Annotated in this window: 13 protein-coding genes; 7 read left to right on the top strand and 6 right to left on the bottom strand. The window is 60.2% G+C overall.

All coding sequences use genetic code 11. The features are described 5' to 3' along the window. The first annotated feature begins 3 nt into the window (after positions 1 to 3). Positions 4 to 651, top strand: a complete 648-nt coding sequence (locus E3T22_RS06490) for a CPBP family intramembrane glutamic endopeptidase (protein ID WP_134480563.1) — start codon at positions 4 to 6, stop codon at positions 649 to 651. A gap of 886 nt (positions 652 to 1,537) precedes the next feature. Here E3T22_RS06490 and E3T22_RS06485 read toward each other — a convergent pair. Together E3T22_RS06485 and E3T22_RS06480 are read right to left on the bottom strand one after the other, a co-directional pair. Then, entirely contained in the window at positions 1,538 to 1,951 is a 414-nt protein-coding gene (locus E3T22_RS06485) for a hypothetical protein (protein ID WP_134480562.1), read from the bottom strand. A 287-nt stretch (positions 1,952 to 2,238) separates the two neighbouring features. After that, on the bottom strand, positions 2,239 to 2,868 hold the full coding sequence (locus tag E3T22_RS06480; protein WP_134480561.1) for a LysE family translocator: 630 nt from the start codon (positions 2,866 to 2,868) through the stop codon (positions 2,239 to 2,241). A 257-nt stretch (positions 2,869 to 3,125) separates the two neighbouring features. On the opposite strand from E3T22_RS06480, the gene E3T22_RS06475 reads away from it, so the two are divergent. After that, complete coding sequence (locus E3T22_RS06475; protein WP_134480560.1) at positions 3,126 to 3,638, top strand: GNAT family N-acetyltransferase; 513 nt, start codon at positions 3,126 to 3,128, stop codon at positions 3,636 to 3,638. Positions 3,639 to 3,931: 293 nt separating this feature from the next. On the opposite strand, the gene E3T22_RS06470 is transcribed toward E3T22_RS06475, so the two are convergent. Continuing rightward, positions 3,932 to 5,152: an MFS transporter gene (locus E3T22_RS06470; protein ID WP_134480559.1), complete on the bottom strand. Its 1,221-nt coding sequence runs from the start codon at positions 5,150 to 5,152 to the stop codon at positions 3,932 to 3,934. Here E3T22_RS06470 and E3T22_RS06465 point away from each other — a divergent pair. After that, positions 5,151 to 6,227 (top strand): substrate-binding domain-containing protein, encoded by a 1,077-nt coding sequence (locus tag E3T22_RS06465; protein ID WP_370291456.1) that lies wholly within the window; start codon positions 5,151 to 5,153, stop codon positions 6,225 to 6,227. The two genes, E3T22_RS06470 and E3T22_RS06465, sit on opposite strands and share 2 nt — an antisense overlap. 1,102 nt (positions 6,228 to 7,329) lie before the next feature. Here the strand turns inward: E3T22_RS06465 and E3T22_RS06460 are convergent. After that, positions 7,330 to 7,785, bottom strand: coding sequence for a hypothetical protein (locus E3T22_RS06460; protein ID WP_134480557.1), 456 nt, complete (start codon positions 7,783 to 7,785; stop codon positions 7,330 to 7,332). Positions 7,786 to 8,612: 827 nt separating this feature from the next. Here E3T22_RS06460 and E3T22_RS06455 point away from each other — a divergent pair. From E3T22_RS06455 to E3T22_RS06445, 3 genes are all read left to right on the top strand, one after another. After that, positions 8,613 to 9,014, top strand: coding sequence for a hypothetical protein (locus E3T22_RS06455; protein WP_134480556.1), 402 nt, complete (start codon positions 8,613 to 8,615; stop codon positions 9,012 to 9,014). 67 nt (positions 9,015 to 9,081) lie between these two features. Continuing rightward, positions 9,082 to 9,666, top strand: a complete 585-nt coding sequence (locus E3T22_RS06450) for a substrate-binding domain-containing protein (RefSeq protein WP_134480555.1) — start codon at positions 9,082 to 9,084, stop codon at positions 9,664 to 9,666. Between the two features lie 90 nt (positions 9,667 to 9,756). After that, positions 9,757 to 10,356 carry a DUF1349 domain-containing protein gene (locus E3T22_RS06445; protein ID WP_134408942.1) on the top strand — a complete coding sequence of 200 codons (600 nt, stop codon included), beginning with the start codon at positions 9,757 to 9,759 and terminating at the stop codon, positions 10,354 to 10,356. Between the two features lie 1,327 nt (positions 10,357 to 11,683). Here E3T22_RS06445 and E3T22_RS06440 read toward each other — a convergent pair. Further along, positions 11,684 to 12,067: a hypothetical protein gene (locus tag E3T22_RS06440; RefSeq protein ID WP_134480554.1), complete on the bottom strand. Its 384-nt coding sequence runs from the start codon at positions 12,065 to 12,067 to the stop codon at positions 11,684 to 11,686. 241 nt (positions 12,068 to 12,308) lie between these two features. Further along, positions 12,309 to 12,809, bottom strand: coding sequence for a hypothetical protein (locus tag E3T22_RS06435; protein WP_134480553.1), 501 nt, complete (start codon positions 12,807 to 12,809; stop codon positions 12,309 to 12,311). A gap of 313 nt (positions 12,810 to 13,122) precedes the next feature. On the opposite strand from E3T22_RS06435, the gene E3T22_RS06430 reads away from it, so the two are divergent. After that, complete coding sequence (locus E3T22_RS06430; RefSeq protein WP_134480552.1) at positions 13,123 to 13,671, top strand: RNA polymerase sigma factor; 549 nt, start codon at positions 13,123 to 13,125, stop codon at positions 13,669 to 13,671. The last annotated feature ends 133 nt before the right edge of the window (positions 13,672 to 13,804 follow it).

Raw genomic sequence — 13,804 nt, 5'->3', positions numbered from 1 at the left:
GTTATGGTGGCTCCAGCTCTCGCCGCGCTCGTGGTCGTCATTCGTCCAGAATGGGCACCCGCATGGTGGCCCCAAGTTGCTGCAACTCGGGTGATCGTCTCGACCGTGATTGCACTGGTTGCGGTCCTCGGTTTCGTTGTCACGATGGCCCTCCTGACTGGACGCTCCCTCTCGTGGCCACCGGCTGATGTGGGGGCGCCTGTTGCCGTATTCGTCGCCGTTCAAGCATTCGGCACGCTGTGCGAGGAACTTGGGTGGCGAGGCGTTGTGCAACGGGTCGGTGAGCAGCTCGCCCGCCCCGTAGTGGTTTCCGCGATAGCCGGTTTTCTCTTCGGAGCGACACACCTCGGCTACTGGTCACTCGGCGTCATGCCTCTGTTGACGTTCGCCATCACTGCGATGCTGATGAGTCTCACAATCACCACAATTTTCACGGGCGGTCTTTGGCAGCGCATGCTTCCAGCGGTCGTCGTCCACCTTGGCGTGAATCTCGGGATGGGGGCTATCGCTGATCAGGGCGAACCGCTCGCCACAACTCCATGGGCACTCGGAGCTGCGATCGTCATGCTCGGAATTGCCATAATCGGCAGGACTGCGGCCAACAGACTGCGCACCCGGACTCGCCTTTGGAACGTCCGCGGAGATGTCTGAGGGCGCGTGAACCGCGACGCCGGCCAGTCCCGATAGGGGATCGTTCACCGGACACTCCCCCGGGCGTGCAAAACGCCCGGGGTGACGTGTGACTGTTGGCGCTTTGTGGTTGCGTTCTGTGGTCGCTCTTTGGCACACCGACCTGGTTCTCCGCGTTGGCTCGGAGGGATAGTCAGCGTCTTGTATCTCATAGGTTGCGAGACGCTTCGGCTTCTGGTGGCGGGACTTCCGTCACCCGGATTTGCCTGGAACTTGGACGCATACGTGCTCACTGAGGCTGAAGACATCGCAGAGGTCCTTCGTTGGGTCGATGAACAAGCGCGCGGACGCCGGTTCGAACTTTTCGCCGAGTTGGACGACGAGCCTGAGCGATCATTCGAGAGCCCGCGAACGACTGGGCTTGTCCGACTGCTCGGAAGTAATCCCAATGCTGATGAGCCGATTGAGATCGACCTCGTAAGCGTGTAGTCACCGCTCTCTGAATTTTGCGAGCGAACTCGTCTCGTATCGCATGGGATGTGCGGCACCAGAAACCGTCTGAACCCTCGCTGATTGGCTCGGACCGCCAGAGTCGTTCATCCTCGGGTTGTTCCTGTTGCGCAGTACGATTCCCCCGTGAAGAGAACACCCGTTGGCATGCGAACCTCCGCAGCATCGCTCTTCATTGCGTGGTTGATACACGATGCGGAGGAAGCGTTCACGTTCCCGGCTACATCAAGGATCATCGCCGCGCGGTTGGGATCCTCTCGCATTCTTGGCGCCCAGGTCCCCGCTGCGAATAGCCGGTCTGCCAGGCATCCATCCGACTTCCGCCAAGTCATCCGCCCCTGCGTATTCGAGACGTGTCTCGACTACCTTCTGGTCGGCAAGGGGCGACTGTGGAGCCCTACTTCTTCAGTGCGAGGTTGTCTGCTACCTGGTCCCACTCGTCTGACGACGGAAAGTCTGACTCGGCATTCAACTGAGCTTCACGGCCGCCATCCACAAAAAGGGTAATTGGTAGCGAGGTGGAACAACTTTGCACCCAAGCTTCATCAGAGACGTGGATGGTCAAACAAACTTCTCCATCCACAGGTGATTCGGAAGCGAAGTACCGAGCGCTCTCCTCTTCAAACAAAAGGCGAGAGGAGCCCGGGATCGTGGCTGCAGGGCCGGCAGGGAGCTTGTCCGTCTCGGCCTGGGGTCGATCGAACGCCGTCACGTTGGCGCTCGCCTGGGCGCTACAGCCGGACAATAGTGCGAATGAGGCGGTCGCGATCAGAAAAAAGGCTGTGCGTCTGTTCCAGAGCTGCTTCTCCATGACCTCATCATGGCAGCACGAACACCTGATTGATCCCCAAAAATTCTCCCTGTGCGGCAGAAGTTAGGTCGCGCCACTATCCAGGCCCCCGGGTGGCAGAACAGGCGATGCCTAGCCTCGTTACCAATGGGATATGAGGCAGCTAGGTTACGAGACACACACCATGTTGGATCGCTTCGACCAGTGTCGTTTTCCGTGCACGGCTGCACGAATCTTGATACTCGTTTGCACAGCTCGCCGGGGCCGCGGTTTGGTCAAGGCCCAGGAGAAGCGGCCGGCTCGTGGCTTTAGGCGCGGCGCGCAGTGAGCGAATATGCCGCTAGCCCGAATAAGACAGTTCCAGAAAAGCGCTCCATGGTCTTCATTTTGATGCCAGGTTGGAGACGTCGGACTCCGCTGCCGGTTAGAGCCCAGATCAGGTCTGGGAGCGATGCCATTGCGATGAAGATTAATCCGAGGACGCTCATCTGCACCCAGGCTGGGCCGGCACCTTCCTGCACGAACGGTGGCAAGAACGAAAGGAAGAACACAGCTGTTTTGGGATTGAGCACCCCGACGAGCAGGCCGCGTTGGAAGGCCTTCGCGGGTTGGACCCTTCCACCGGCGGCCGCGAGGTCCGCGAGCAACGTGTTAGTGCGAGAGCGCCATGCTTGAATGCCCAACCAGATCAAATAGGCCGCCCCCACGACCTTGACAACGGTGAAAGCCGTCGCGCTGGCGGCGATAACCGCGGAGATGCCGATGACCGCTGCCAAGACGTGCGCGACGTATCCCAGCTCGACACCCGCGACTCCGCTCAGTCCCGCTCGACGCCCCGAGCTCAGCGTGGTGGTCAGGATGAACGCGACAGAGGGGCCAGGCGCCAGGACTAAGGGTAGGCAGGCTGCCATGAAAAGGAGAAAAGTGCTCGTTTGCATTAGGTGCTCTCCATCCGTCAGGTGGGGCGAGGCTATCAGCACAGTGGGTCGGCAGTGTTTCGGGCCGCAGCCCCGACGTTGCAGTCGCCAGAAGGGGTGGTGCCGGCCGTCTCAGTACTCATGGGTTTTGAAGCACTCAGGTTACGAGACGCTCCTGCGGGTGAGACCCAACGTGAGGCCGCACAGGCACTTAGTCGAAGCGCGATAGAATTACCCAGTACCGAATCCTCCGCCCCGCCAGGTGGAGGTTTTTTAGTATGACCACTTCTCAGCCAGGCCCTGCCACCGTGTCTCTGGCGCACGAGGGCGATCGGCCCACTCTCGAACGACTTTGGACCATGTTCCGGCACGAAATGTCCGCCCACTCCGGAGTGCTCCCGAACAATGACGGCCGCTTTCGACAAGAGCGGCTCGATGCCGCCCTCAGCAATCCGGAATGGGCCGGCTTCGTCCTCAGGCTGGGTGGCGCGCCTATCGGCCTGGCTATCGTGCGCGGCACCGAATCCACGGAAAGGATTCTGAGCAGCTTCTTCCTCGTCCACGGCGCGCGCAGAGCTGGTCACGGGCGAACTGCCGTGCGGGCAATTGTCAGTCAGTATCCCGGGCGATGGGCCGTCGCGTTTCAGGACGTGAACTTTCCTGCCGCCGCATTCTGGCGGGCTATCGCTTCCGAGTTAGATGAGGGATGGACGCTGGATCATCAGGACGTACCAGGCCGGCCCGGCTTCGCACCCGATTCGTGGGCCCGGTTCCGCGTACGCAACATGTAGACGGGCACTCATATGTCGCTCGGCAGAACCCGACCTTCATGAGACCGAAGTCCACGGGGCCCTACGTGTCGCTTAACACATGGGTTAAGCGACGAGTAGGTTTCGAGACACTTACCGTTAAAGTCCAGATGCTTCATGCATTCGTGAAAACAGGACTTTTGGATCTGGCCGACGCCGCAGCGGGGGAACTCCCAGTTAGCGTGGAATGCACCGAGCGAGGGATAGCGGAGACGGCCACGCGTTTCGACGCGTCGCCACTGCGGGAGGCTTCACTGCGAGCCCGCCCCTCTGGCCTAGTTCCTGAGCCGCACTCTGAGTTTCTTCCGACGGGCGTACCCGGACAGGTGGAGCAGGGGTAAGGACAGGGCTGACAGGACGACGCCGAGTGCGGCGACTGCGACCATAGCGCCGCGCAAACCCGTCGCTTGTGACCAAACGCCGACGTAGACCGGTCCGAGGAGAAATCCGATGTAGGAAACCGTGGTCACAATGGCGGTGGCTCTGCCGCGATACGCCTCATCCACCCCCCGGGACACGAGGCTGAGCATCGTTGGGTACAGTGCCGCTGTGCCGGCCGCGGCCACGATCAGCCCGAGGATGGCGATCGGAACGGTCGGGGACGCAGCGAGGATCAGCGCACCGGTGGCCGCTGCAAGGGATCCCAAAATCACTATGGGTCTCTCGTTGCCCTGTTGGATGCGCCCCAGGGCAAACCGAGTGACGGCGACGACACCGGCGAAGACGGCTGGCCCGACGGCGCTGAACCCGGGGCCGGCGCTGAGTTGGTCCTCGAGGAAGACCGCACCCCAGCTCTGGTGGGCGTTCTCACTCGCGAACGCGAGCGCGCCCAACACGCCGACAAGCAAGAGCGGCGTGTTGCGCAGGCGTAGGCCGCGGCCGGAATTAGGTCCAGGCGCCCACGCGGCTTTGCGAGTCGGGTTAGCGGCGCCTTGAATTGAGAGAGAGCGCAGAACGCTCGCGCTGGCTACAAGTGACAAGACAGCCACGACCAGGAAGGGGGTGAATACTGGTGCGCCGATCCAAGAGGAGAGTCCTGTCGCGATACTTGCCAGAACGACGAAGCTCGAGAACACACCTCCTGAACGCATGATGATTGCGCTCCCCGATGCTTGCTCTGCACGGCCGGCGATCGAATTCATGGCGACATCGGTGGCCCCACTAGCCAAGCCAACCACGGCGAGCCCAACACAGAGGGCAACGAACCCGTGTGCGGTCAGCGACACACCGAACCCGGCCAAACCGAGGGCGACGATCGCCGCCACCGCGAAGCGGAGCCCCCACTTGTCCAACGCCCGCCCGGTGACCAACATGGCAGGCAGGGCCCCAGCACCAATGAAAAGAAGAGCGAGGCCCAATTGGCCATCGTCGACATCCGCTTGCATCCGAAGGCGAGGGACGCTCGCTCCCCACGCACCCCAGAAAGAGCCGAAGGAAGCGGCAGCGAGATACGCGGCGAACACCAGTTTGCGCACGGGTAACGTTTCGGAAGACATGTGTGTGACGTTACACAGTTACAATGGGGTTATGCAATCACTCCCGCAGCGTCGCCCCACAATGAGCCAGGTTGCCGCGCGAGCCGGAGTGTCGGTGATGACGGTTTCCTACACGTACAACCGCGCCGACAGAGTCTCGGCCGAGAGCCGGGACAAGGTGCTGCAGGCTGCCGCCGAGTTGGGTTACGCGGGCCCTGATCCTGCGGCACGGTCCCTGCGCTACGGCAGTACCCGCACACTTGGAGTCATCCTGGGCGAGCACCTCACCTACGCGTTCGACAACCCTCAGGCCGTCACATTCCTGGCCGGCATCGCAGAGGTCTGTGCGGATCGAGGATACGGAATGCTGATCGTGCCCACTGCCGGAGGCGCCGAAGACAGTCTCCGAGTCAGCGAGGCCGCCGTTGATGCATTCATAATATGGACAACGACCGACGACGACCCCGTGCTCGACGCAGTTTCAGGAAGCGGTCGGCCTGCGGTCATCCATGGTGGGCCTGCCCGCGCGGGCTTCAAGCTCGTGAGCATCGACAACCGAGCGGCCGCCTTTGCAATGGGCATGAAGACCTTCGCCGGTGCCCACCGCCCCGCAATCCTCAGCTTTCCCCTGGATTCCTCGCGAAAGACAGTGCTCGCTGCGGGCATCGACCCCGACGCCGTGCGGTTCCCCGTGACCAGGCAGCGCCTCCTCGGGTACAGGGATGCAATTGAAGCGCTGGGGCTTGACTGGAACGACGTGATTGTAGGCGCCGCGGCAACCAACAACGAGGGCGAAGCCCGCTCCCTCGCCGAGCGAATGTTCGCCCTAGAGCACCCTATCGATGCAATCGCGGCGATGAGCGATGACCTGGCACTCGGCGTCCTGGGCGCTGCGACAAGCGCACAGCTCGCTGTCCCCGAGACTCTCTCTGTAAGCGGATGGGACGATTCACGAGCGGCCGCTCTCCACCAGCTGAGCTCGGTTGCCCAAAACCTGAGAGCCCAAGGGACGCTGGCGGCCAGGCTGGCTCTCGGTGAGGAACCCGAACCAGCCCCAGATGACTGGTCAGTAGTCGTCCGAGCGTCAACTGGGTAGCCAGCGACTCAACGGACCGAGCACGGCCATACCCTGATCAGACGGATGGGCGTCAACCGTGAGCCGTTTTTGCGATCTGACGACCTCTCGTAACCCGTTGGTTGTGAACCGTCTTAGGAGTTGAAGACTGGGGCAATGGACGGTGCTTTTGGTCCCAGTGCTAGCAACTACTCTTTCAGCGGCAGCGTGTCCCCACTGTCCGCAAGATACTGGGTCGCACCCCTTTGCTTTGACCAGCCGAATCGATAGGAGCCTTGTGTCATTCATCGTTCAGACCGGCAGGGTAGTCGACCCGGGGCCTATTCAGGATGACGACGGGTTCCTTTACGGTGGGTGACCATTGTGTCTGGCACGGAGAGTCTCGCCGAGTTCGAGGGAGAAATCTCTTATCGGGTACTAGTAATGGGCGACCACACAACTGTTGTTGGCAGGTTGACCGAATCGGGCGACCAGCCGATTCTGGTCTTCGCGGGTCGGTATACCGCAGTGGCTGACGCGGATGGGAAGGTGACCCACCAGGTCGACGCGAGCCATGTAGGTCTCTCGTTGAGTGACCCGGCGTTCGAAAGTACGGGGTCGAGCGCCGCTCCGCCTTGGTATTGAGCTGCTCGGTTCGATGACTCGAAAAGCATGGGATTTGAGGCAGTTAGGTTACGAGACAGCTCTCGTTCTGGCTACATGCGATCGAGTGGATGAGCGCGCCACCCCCATCTACGTGAAGCCTGCGCCCATTATGCTTGATTGTCTCACTAGCTCGGGGCGACCGCCCAAAGCGGTCCGTCCCCACAACGGTCCGGGACGTCAGCGGTCGAGACGTCCCGACTCGTTTCGCCGCCACCAACATCGATTGTGTCGCCCATGTGGTATGTGACCCCGTTCAGGACTAAGAACTCTCCGTCCCCAGAGATTTCGTCTTCCGGGAAGACAGGGATCGTGCCGTTTCGAGCCGAACACATCTATTATCGAAGTCCAGGACGCCCGATAGCGCAGCCGCGTTCCCCGCGCCCGAACTCGCATCGTAGGTCACAGCGCCATCATCCAGGTTCGGGAGTCGCGTGCAGCCAGCAAGGGCCAAGACAATGCAGAGCAGCTGTCGCTTTCGCTACGTCTGTTGCGTCTGTCGGCTCCGCAACTCAGCCACCAGTCGAACCAATTCCACGATCCGGTCGCGGCTCGAAAAGTTGAAGATCCCCCATCCTGATTGGTTTGGCACGATCGGAAGCTGGAGGTCGCCTTCTGGTGTGCTTACCTGTATATCGATTCTCGGAATCGACCGGACACCCAATGCGAACTCTCCTTTTTCTACTGACGTCACGTTTTGCCACGGAATCTGCACGAGCAGCTTCAATGGTCGATGTCCCGAATAGACTTCTAAGCCGCGATCGTTAGCGACAATCGCGAGAATAGATGCCTTTTCCGATCTAGGCGCACCGAGCTGCAGCAGCGCTTCCCAAAGGCCTGTTCCATGCCTCTTGTCGACGTTGAGCACGAGACTGTTGGGTTGTACTTCCGAGAGCTCGCGCACTCTTCGATTAAGGCGTTTGCCGTAGAGGATCATCCCCAAAAAGATCAAGAGGGCGAGTCCCGCGATAATCGCAACGGAATAGACGAACGCAATCGCGTTCTGCGACTCATCTAGCTTGTCGGCGCGATCGACAATCGTAAGAATTCGGCCAGCTATGAAGATTGAAAACAGTACGACGAAGACGAAGAACGAGTTTCTTAGTCCTTTACCCGGGGACGATGGCTTACTGATTGTGGCTCCCCTTTCTTACTAGACCGTGAGGATGGAGGGCCAGTGCGGCTTAGCCCACGAAACTCGAACTTAGGGAGCCCGCCAGGAAACCATAGCGTTCGCACTGCTCGCCGCCCAAGCGGTCGCCCGAGACGCCCCTTTTCATGCGCCCAGCGATCCTCCCGCGCGACCTAACGACCAACCTCCGCTTCATTTCAACAGCGCGCTGCGAAGAAGACTCGCGTTCTAAACCGATTTCGTGAGCGACGGCGCGCTACAGGGATGTCGAAGTCTTCTACATTCACGGGTACAGGAATGCCTCCGCATTTCCCCAGGCCGCGGGACAGCCGCATAACAAGTTCTCTTGTCTCGAAACCCTACGGAAGCAGGACAGGTCCAGATATGAGACAAGGCACCTGCCGCTCGTCGCGTGAGCAGGCGAACTTCGACGTCTCGTAACCCATGGGATATGACGCACTTAGGTTACGCGACCCTCAGACCGCGCTCATTCGTGGGCATTCATGATTGCCAAATGCGGTCTCAACGCGGGTGCATTGCGCCGAGGGGGCGACTACTGCTGTGGGAGGCTGACTCCCATGGAGACCATAAGTCAGCGACAGACAACTAGGTGCGATCCCGGGGCAGTGCTATTGACGATGGTGCTCGGCGTTTGCTTCGGTCTCGTCTCAAGCGTGGTCTGGGCTGTTGTCGGTCATGTCATCAACGCCAATGCCAACCCCGGCCTGGCAGCTCCTTTCATTGGTCTGGAACTGTATCTCGCCGTAGTCGGTGGCTTGTTGTTGAGTTCGGTCGCCGTCGTTGGTGCCGCTGTCGCGCTGGCCATTGCGGACCATCACCTGAAGTCGTCCCGCTTAGTACAGGGAGGCATCGCCGGTGTGGGAGCGGCATTGGCAGGGCTCGGACTGCTCGTCTACCTCGGTCCAACGATCGTTCTGGACGGCGGTGGGGCTGCGGGCATACTCGTCTTCGTCGCCGCTGCCTCGTGTGGGCTGATGTGCATTCGAGCGAGCGCGCACAAATTCGTCAACTAGCCCTCGTCAACGCTCTAGGACGTCTCGCAACCCATGCGATATGAGGCAATGAGGATATGAGACAGTTATCGATCGGTTTCTCGACCGGGGTACGCCGAGTCAGCCGGGAGCGGAGGAATTAATAGGGCGCGTCGCGGCCGAGCACCTGTGTGAGCTTGGCCATCAACGAGTGCTGCATCTGCCGGGACCACCCGGGGCTCTCTCCGCTGGGCATCGACAGGACGCGTTTGTCGCGCGAGCCAGTGCACTGGGCATGGTTGTCGAGATCGGCCAAGCCGGCGACTGGACGTCCGCATCCGGATTTGATCTTGCTCGCACCATCCGCCCGGACGCGTACAGCGCAGTCTTCGTCGCCAATGACGCGATGGCGATCGGTTTGATGCACGGCCTACGCGGCCGCTCGATCGGTGTGCCCAGCCAGCTTGCTGTGCTGGGAGTGGATGATTTGCCCGAAGCCCGGCACTTCGATCCGCAGCTGAGTTCCATCCGACACGGCCTGGCCGCGGAAGGGCAACTCGCTGCGCAAACCTTAATCTCGGCGATTCAGGGCAGTCCTGAGCCCGACCCATCACATTACCTGCGTGTCCACGTCGTTGGCCGTGCCTCGACCGGTTCCTCCGGTGCCGACCCTCGAGAAACCCGTTATCGATAACAGCTCCTAAAGTCCGCCGACGAGTATTGGATTTCCTTTACGCTATCGACGGCGCTGTGTACGGCGCCCATGATGGGGAGAAGGAATTCGATGAAGGTAGCTGTGCCGGGGGTTCCTCCGCTCGCATGGGTCAACGGCCAGGGAGTTGCCGAAACGCCAACAACCGGTGTCCTCGTCGTCACCGCTGCCGCAGGCGCTGACTGGACCAACGACGCCTTCGGTGGACCCCAACAACACGCAGCGTCCTTGCTCGGATTCGTCCCACCGGGAGACTTTTCCTTCTCAGTTCGCGCTCGGGTCCTGACCGAACGAACAACTTTCGACGCTGCAGTCCTGGCGATCTGGGGCGACAGCGACCATTGGGCAAAGCTGTGCTTCGAATACTCACCCCAGGGCCAAGCAATGGTCGTGTCCGTGGTGACAAACGAATACTCGGATGACTGCAACTCAGCAGTTGTCTCCGCGGACTCGGTCTACCTCCGCGTTGTTCGCTCCGGGTCGGGTTGGGCCTTCCACTCTTCCGCCGACGGTCACAAGTGGGTTTTCGTGCGCGTCTTCCGCCTCGCCTACGAGGGCCCTGTGCATGTGGGCTTTCTCGCGCAGGCCCCCATGGGAGACCAGTGCGTCACCGAGTTCAAGAACATCACCTACAGCACCAATGTGCCGGCAGATTTTCGAGACGGGAGCTAATTCCGCAGGTCACCAGACCGCTAGAGAGACACCGCAGTGCAGGCGTCTCCAAACGTTGCCAAGCGACGCACAACGATACGTCGCCACGTGCGCTAGTCGAGCGCCGACATCGTCCCTGATGTCTCGAAACTTATGGGATACGAGACACGTGAGTTACGAGACATCGTGATCTGAACGGGCGTTGCCACCAAGGCTCGCGGTCGACGGCGTTACGGCGCGGTGGCTGGTCAGACCGTGTGCGTTCCTGAAAGAGCTAATCCATATACTTTTCAACCACCGAGCTCGATGGCGGGACGCGGGACTCGATGAGGCCAAGAGCAGCCGCGAACTGTGCGTCTTTGGCCGCTCCGGTGGCGATCAGGCCGGATGTTTGCGGGCATATTGGCAGCGCGAAATCGCGACCGTTTACCCGAACCCAGAGGATTATCGCTCGATCGGTTAGGTAGGCGAAGGTCACGCTCCCGAACTCCCAGGAGGTGGCACATGACCACGAGATACGGACGACGCACTCTACTCGGCCATGCCGCCACCGCCAGAGTTCGAACTTAGGCCCAATGTCCACGAACACAAGGAATGCGCCGGATCGTGACCAGCCCGACGCGAGCCTGATGCCTTTGAGAGATTGGACTGCCATTACCAATTCGGGCGACGATGAGGTCACCACTGGCTCGTACCCCGCTTTGCGAAGCGCCCTGGCGAGCATACGGGCGGGGCGATACAAATACCAGAAATACAAGCCCACAGCGAGGAACGCACTCAATGCGAAAATTAGAGATGCGGGAAGTGTGGCCCAGAGCTGGGCGGGTGTCTTTCCGATAAATCGTGCTGACAGGCCGGGGAGGACCACCGCTGCACTGATCCCGACGAAGCTCAAATACACTAGCCAATTTATGCGCGTAGGCCGCGGGAGCCGATCCTTCTCGCTCAACAGATCCCCACCGATCTTGGGCACATGAGTCTCACCGCGCCTCTCTGCTCACTGGTCAATCTACGGCACTGCTTGTAGGGGCGATCGCCTCCTATCCCTTGGGATAGGAGGCGACTCACGGGGCCACCTGGTTGGCCCCAGGGGTGACCCCGGTCCCGTATGCCATGGCGTGTGAGGCACTTCGGTTACGAGACTTTTCATCGCGACAAGGTCGTACCCGCCGGAAGGATCGTTTGAGGCCCTCTTTGCCGAGACGGCAAAGTCTGCGAAGACCGCGCCGCGATGCCGCCTCTGGACCAATACGATCTCTTCATGGTGACATCACGGCGAGGGAATCAGTTCCGACCGGATTGGCGAACCGAACACGCACTTCACACAGGCCTGCAACCACTAGAACCCCTACCCGCGCTCCTCATGCTGTTTTCTCGAGCACTTCTGCTCTGGATACTTATCCCGCTCGGATTCACCGTTTGGGTGCTCGGGTCGCCGTGGTTTCTGCTCAAACATGTCTCGCTTGGACAATCCCTGGGTTGGCTCGATCTGAATCTCTGCGTTGCGCTCCAGCGCGGCCCACTGCGACCGTTCATCGCGAAGCCACGAGTCAAATGGATCCCCGGAAGCAAGATGCACCAAACAGAACACCGAATACGGATGCTCGACCTCTGGTGAACCGACCGCTGGCCCGTCGCACACAGGCAGGTTCACCAGGATGGCGCACGAATCGCGTTGCACCGGATTCCAAATCAGCTCAGGTTCGCTAGCGCGGGGCATGTCGATTCCCATGCACAGTGTGTGGAGCCTGCGGAAGCGGTCGTAGAGCAAACACGACGGTGATTCTGTCTCGGAACCCTACCGATGCGAGACAGGTCCAGATGCGAGACAAGTCAGCTGCCGCTTGTTGCGTGAGCAGGCGAGCTTTGACGTCTCGTAACCCATACGTTTCGAGGCAGTGTTGTTGCGAGAGTGCCGCAGCGTGACGGGAGAAGCTCCCGTGTCTGTCCGATTGGCCAGCGCCATAGTGCTGCTACTCAGGGGTATCGAAGTCCTTTACATTCACAAGAACAAGGAAGGTTTCGGCATCTGGGCTGCACTCATCGAAACCCGTGAGCTGTGCCGGGTCCGAGAACTTTTCGAACTCCTCACGAGCAACGAGGTACCCCCTGCTTCCGGTCAGTTTCTCGCCAATATAGACAGTTCCATTCGCATCACCGACAGAAGTCTGGTCGGGCAGCAGCTGGAATCCGAGCGGCCAGATTATGGGGTACACCACACCCCCTGATAGTTCTAATGCAACGCAACCATCAGCTGTTGCGACCGTACCAGCGATGTCCCGATGCTCGTACTCTCCAGGGATCCTGCCAGTGATGATCCGCGGACCGCTGCCCGTTGTTGCACCGCTGTCGGTGACGGTAGGGGATTCAATACCGGTCGGATCGACACAACCCGGAAGGAAAAACGTCGGCACCAACAGCGACGCGGCTCCCCAACGCCTAAACGTCTTAGTGCCACCACCTACGCTGCGCATGGGGCTGAACCTAGCAGTACCTCGATGGGAGATTGTCAAGCATCTCAAAATGCCAGCCACGGCGGCATCTTGGAAATCGGACGCACGACGTCGGGCACGGCATCCTGCTGTCTTATAACCGTACCGATGCGAGACAGGTCCAGATGCGAGACAAGTCAGCTGCCGCTTGTTGCGTGAGCAGGCGAGCTTTGACGTCTCGTAACCCATGCATTTTGAAACACTTGGGTTTCGAGGCACTTAGCGCTTCTGACCTTTTAGCGTTGGCGTCGGATTTGGTTGGAACCAAATCCGGTGGTGCCGGACACTTCTAAGTATGAGCACCAGTGATTCAGTTGAGTGGGACCTAGCTCTCGCCGGACGCGGCGAGGCGTTTGGCCGCGTGTATGACCGACATCACGATCGCGTACTACGTCACAGCCGGCGTCTGGTGATGAATTTTGTTGACGCAGAGGACGTTGTTTCTCTTGCGTTTCTGGAAGTCTGGCGGAAACGAGATTCTGTTCGTTTCGTTAACGGATCGCTCTTGCCCTGGCTGCTCGTCGTCGCAAACTATTCCGCGAAAAATCTGTCTCGTAGCGCCCGCCGCCATGAAGCACTCCTCCGCCGGCTACCACCCATCCAAGACGCCCCTGCTGCTGTGGACGAGCTCAGCGACATCGAACTGGCTCTGTCCCGGCTACCCGTTGCTGCACGTCAAGTCATCACTCTCTGTGTGCTCGAGGGATTCGAAGTAAGCGAAGCGGCGATCGTGCTCAACGTCCCGGACGGCACAGTCGAATCCCGGCTCTCCCGAGCAAAGAGAAGGTTGGCTCAAGAATTTCTAACCGGACCGGTCCCAGCAACCGCGGAAAGGACATCATGACCAACCACTCCTCGTCTCAAGCTCGACAAGAGGCATTTCGCACCCTGCTTATCTCACAAGTTGAAACTGATGCGCTCACCGGCGCCCCCCAAAAGACCTCGTCCAAGTGGCTCCCCGCAACCCTGGTGACAGT

Source organism: Cryobacterium sp. TMB3-10 (genome assembly GCF_004402305.1).
Taxonomy (GTDB): domain Bacteria; phylum Actinomycetota; class Actinomycetes; order Actinomycetales; family Microbacteriaceae; genus Cryobacterium; species Cryobacterium zongtaii.
The sequence above is the reverse complement of the archived record's forward strand: the minus strand, read 5'-3'. Positions and strand labels throughout refer to the sequence as shown.

Excerpts from the sequence above, each read along its gene's own strand:
- E3T22_RS06490 (WP_134480563.1), top strand. The coding sequence starts at position 4 with ATGGTGGCTCCAGCTCTCGCCGCGCTCGTGGTCGTCATTCGTCCAGAA.
- E3T22_RS06485 (WP_134480562.1), bottom strand. The coding sequence starts at position 1,951 with ATGGAGAAGCAGCTCTGGAACAGACGCACAGCCTTTTTTCTGATCGCG.
- E3T22_RS06480 (WP_134480561.1), bottom strand. The coding sequence starts at position 2,868 with ATGCAAACGAGCACTTTTCTCCTTTTCATGGCAGCCTGCCTACCCTTA.
- E3T22_RS06475 (WP_134480560.1), top strand. The coding sequence starts at position 3,126 with ATGACCACTTCTCAGCCAGGCCCTGCCACCGTGTCTCTGGCGCACGAG.
- E3T22_RS06465 (WP_370291456.1), top strand. The coding sequence starts at position 5,151 with ATGTGTGTGACGTTACACAGTTACAATGGGGTTATGCAATCACTCCCG.
- E3T22_RS06470 (WP_134480559.1), bottom strand. The coding sequence starts at position 5,152 with ATGTCTTCCGAAACGTTACCCGTGCGCAAACTGGTGTTCGCCGCGTAT.
- E3T22_RS06460 (WP_134480557.1), bottom strand. The coding sequence starts at position 7,785 with ATGATCCTCTACGGCAAACGCCTTAATCGAAGAGTGCGCGAGCTCTCG.
- E3T22_RS06445 (WP_134408942.1), top strand. The coding sequence starts at position 9,757 with ATGAAGGTAGCTGTGCCGGGGGTTCCTCCGCTCGCATGGGTCAACGGC.
- E3T22_RS06440 (WP_134480554.1), bottom strand. The coding sequence starts at position 12,067 with ATGGGAATCGACATGCCCCGCGCTAGCGAACCTGAGCTGATTTGGAAT.
- E3T22_RS06435 (WP_134480553.1), bottom strand. The coding sequence starts at position 12,809 with ATGCGCAGCGTAGGTGGTGGCACTAAGACGTTTAGGCGTTGGGGAGCC.
- E3T22_RS06430 (WP_134480552.1), top strand. The coding sequence starts at position 13,123 with ATGAGCACCAGTGATTCAGTTGAGTGGGACCTAGCTCTCGCCGGACGC.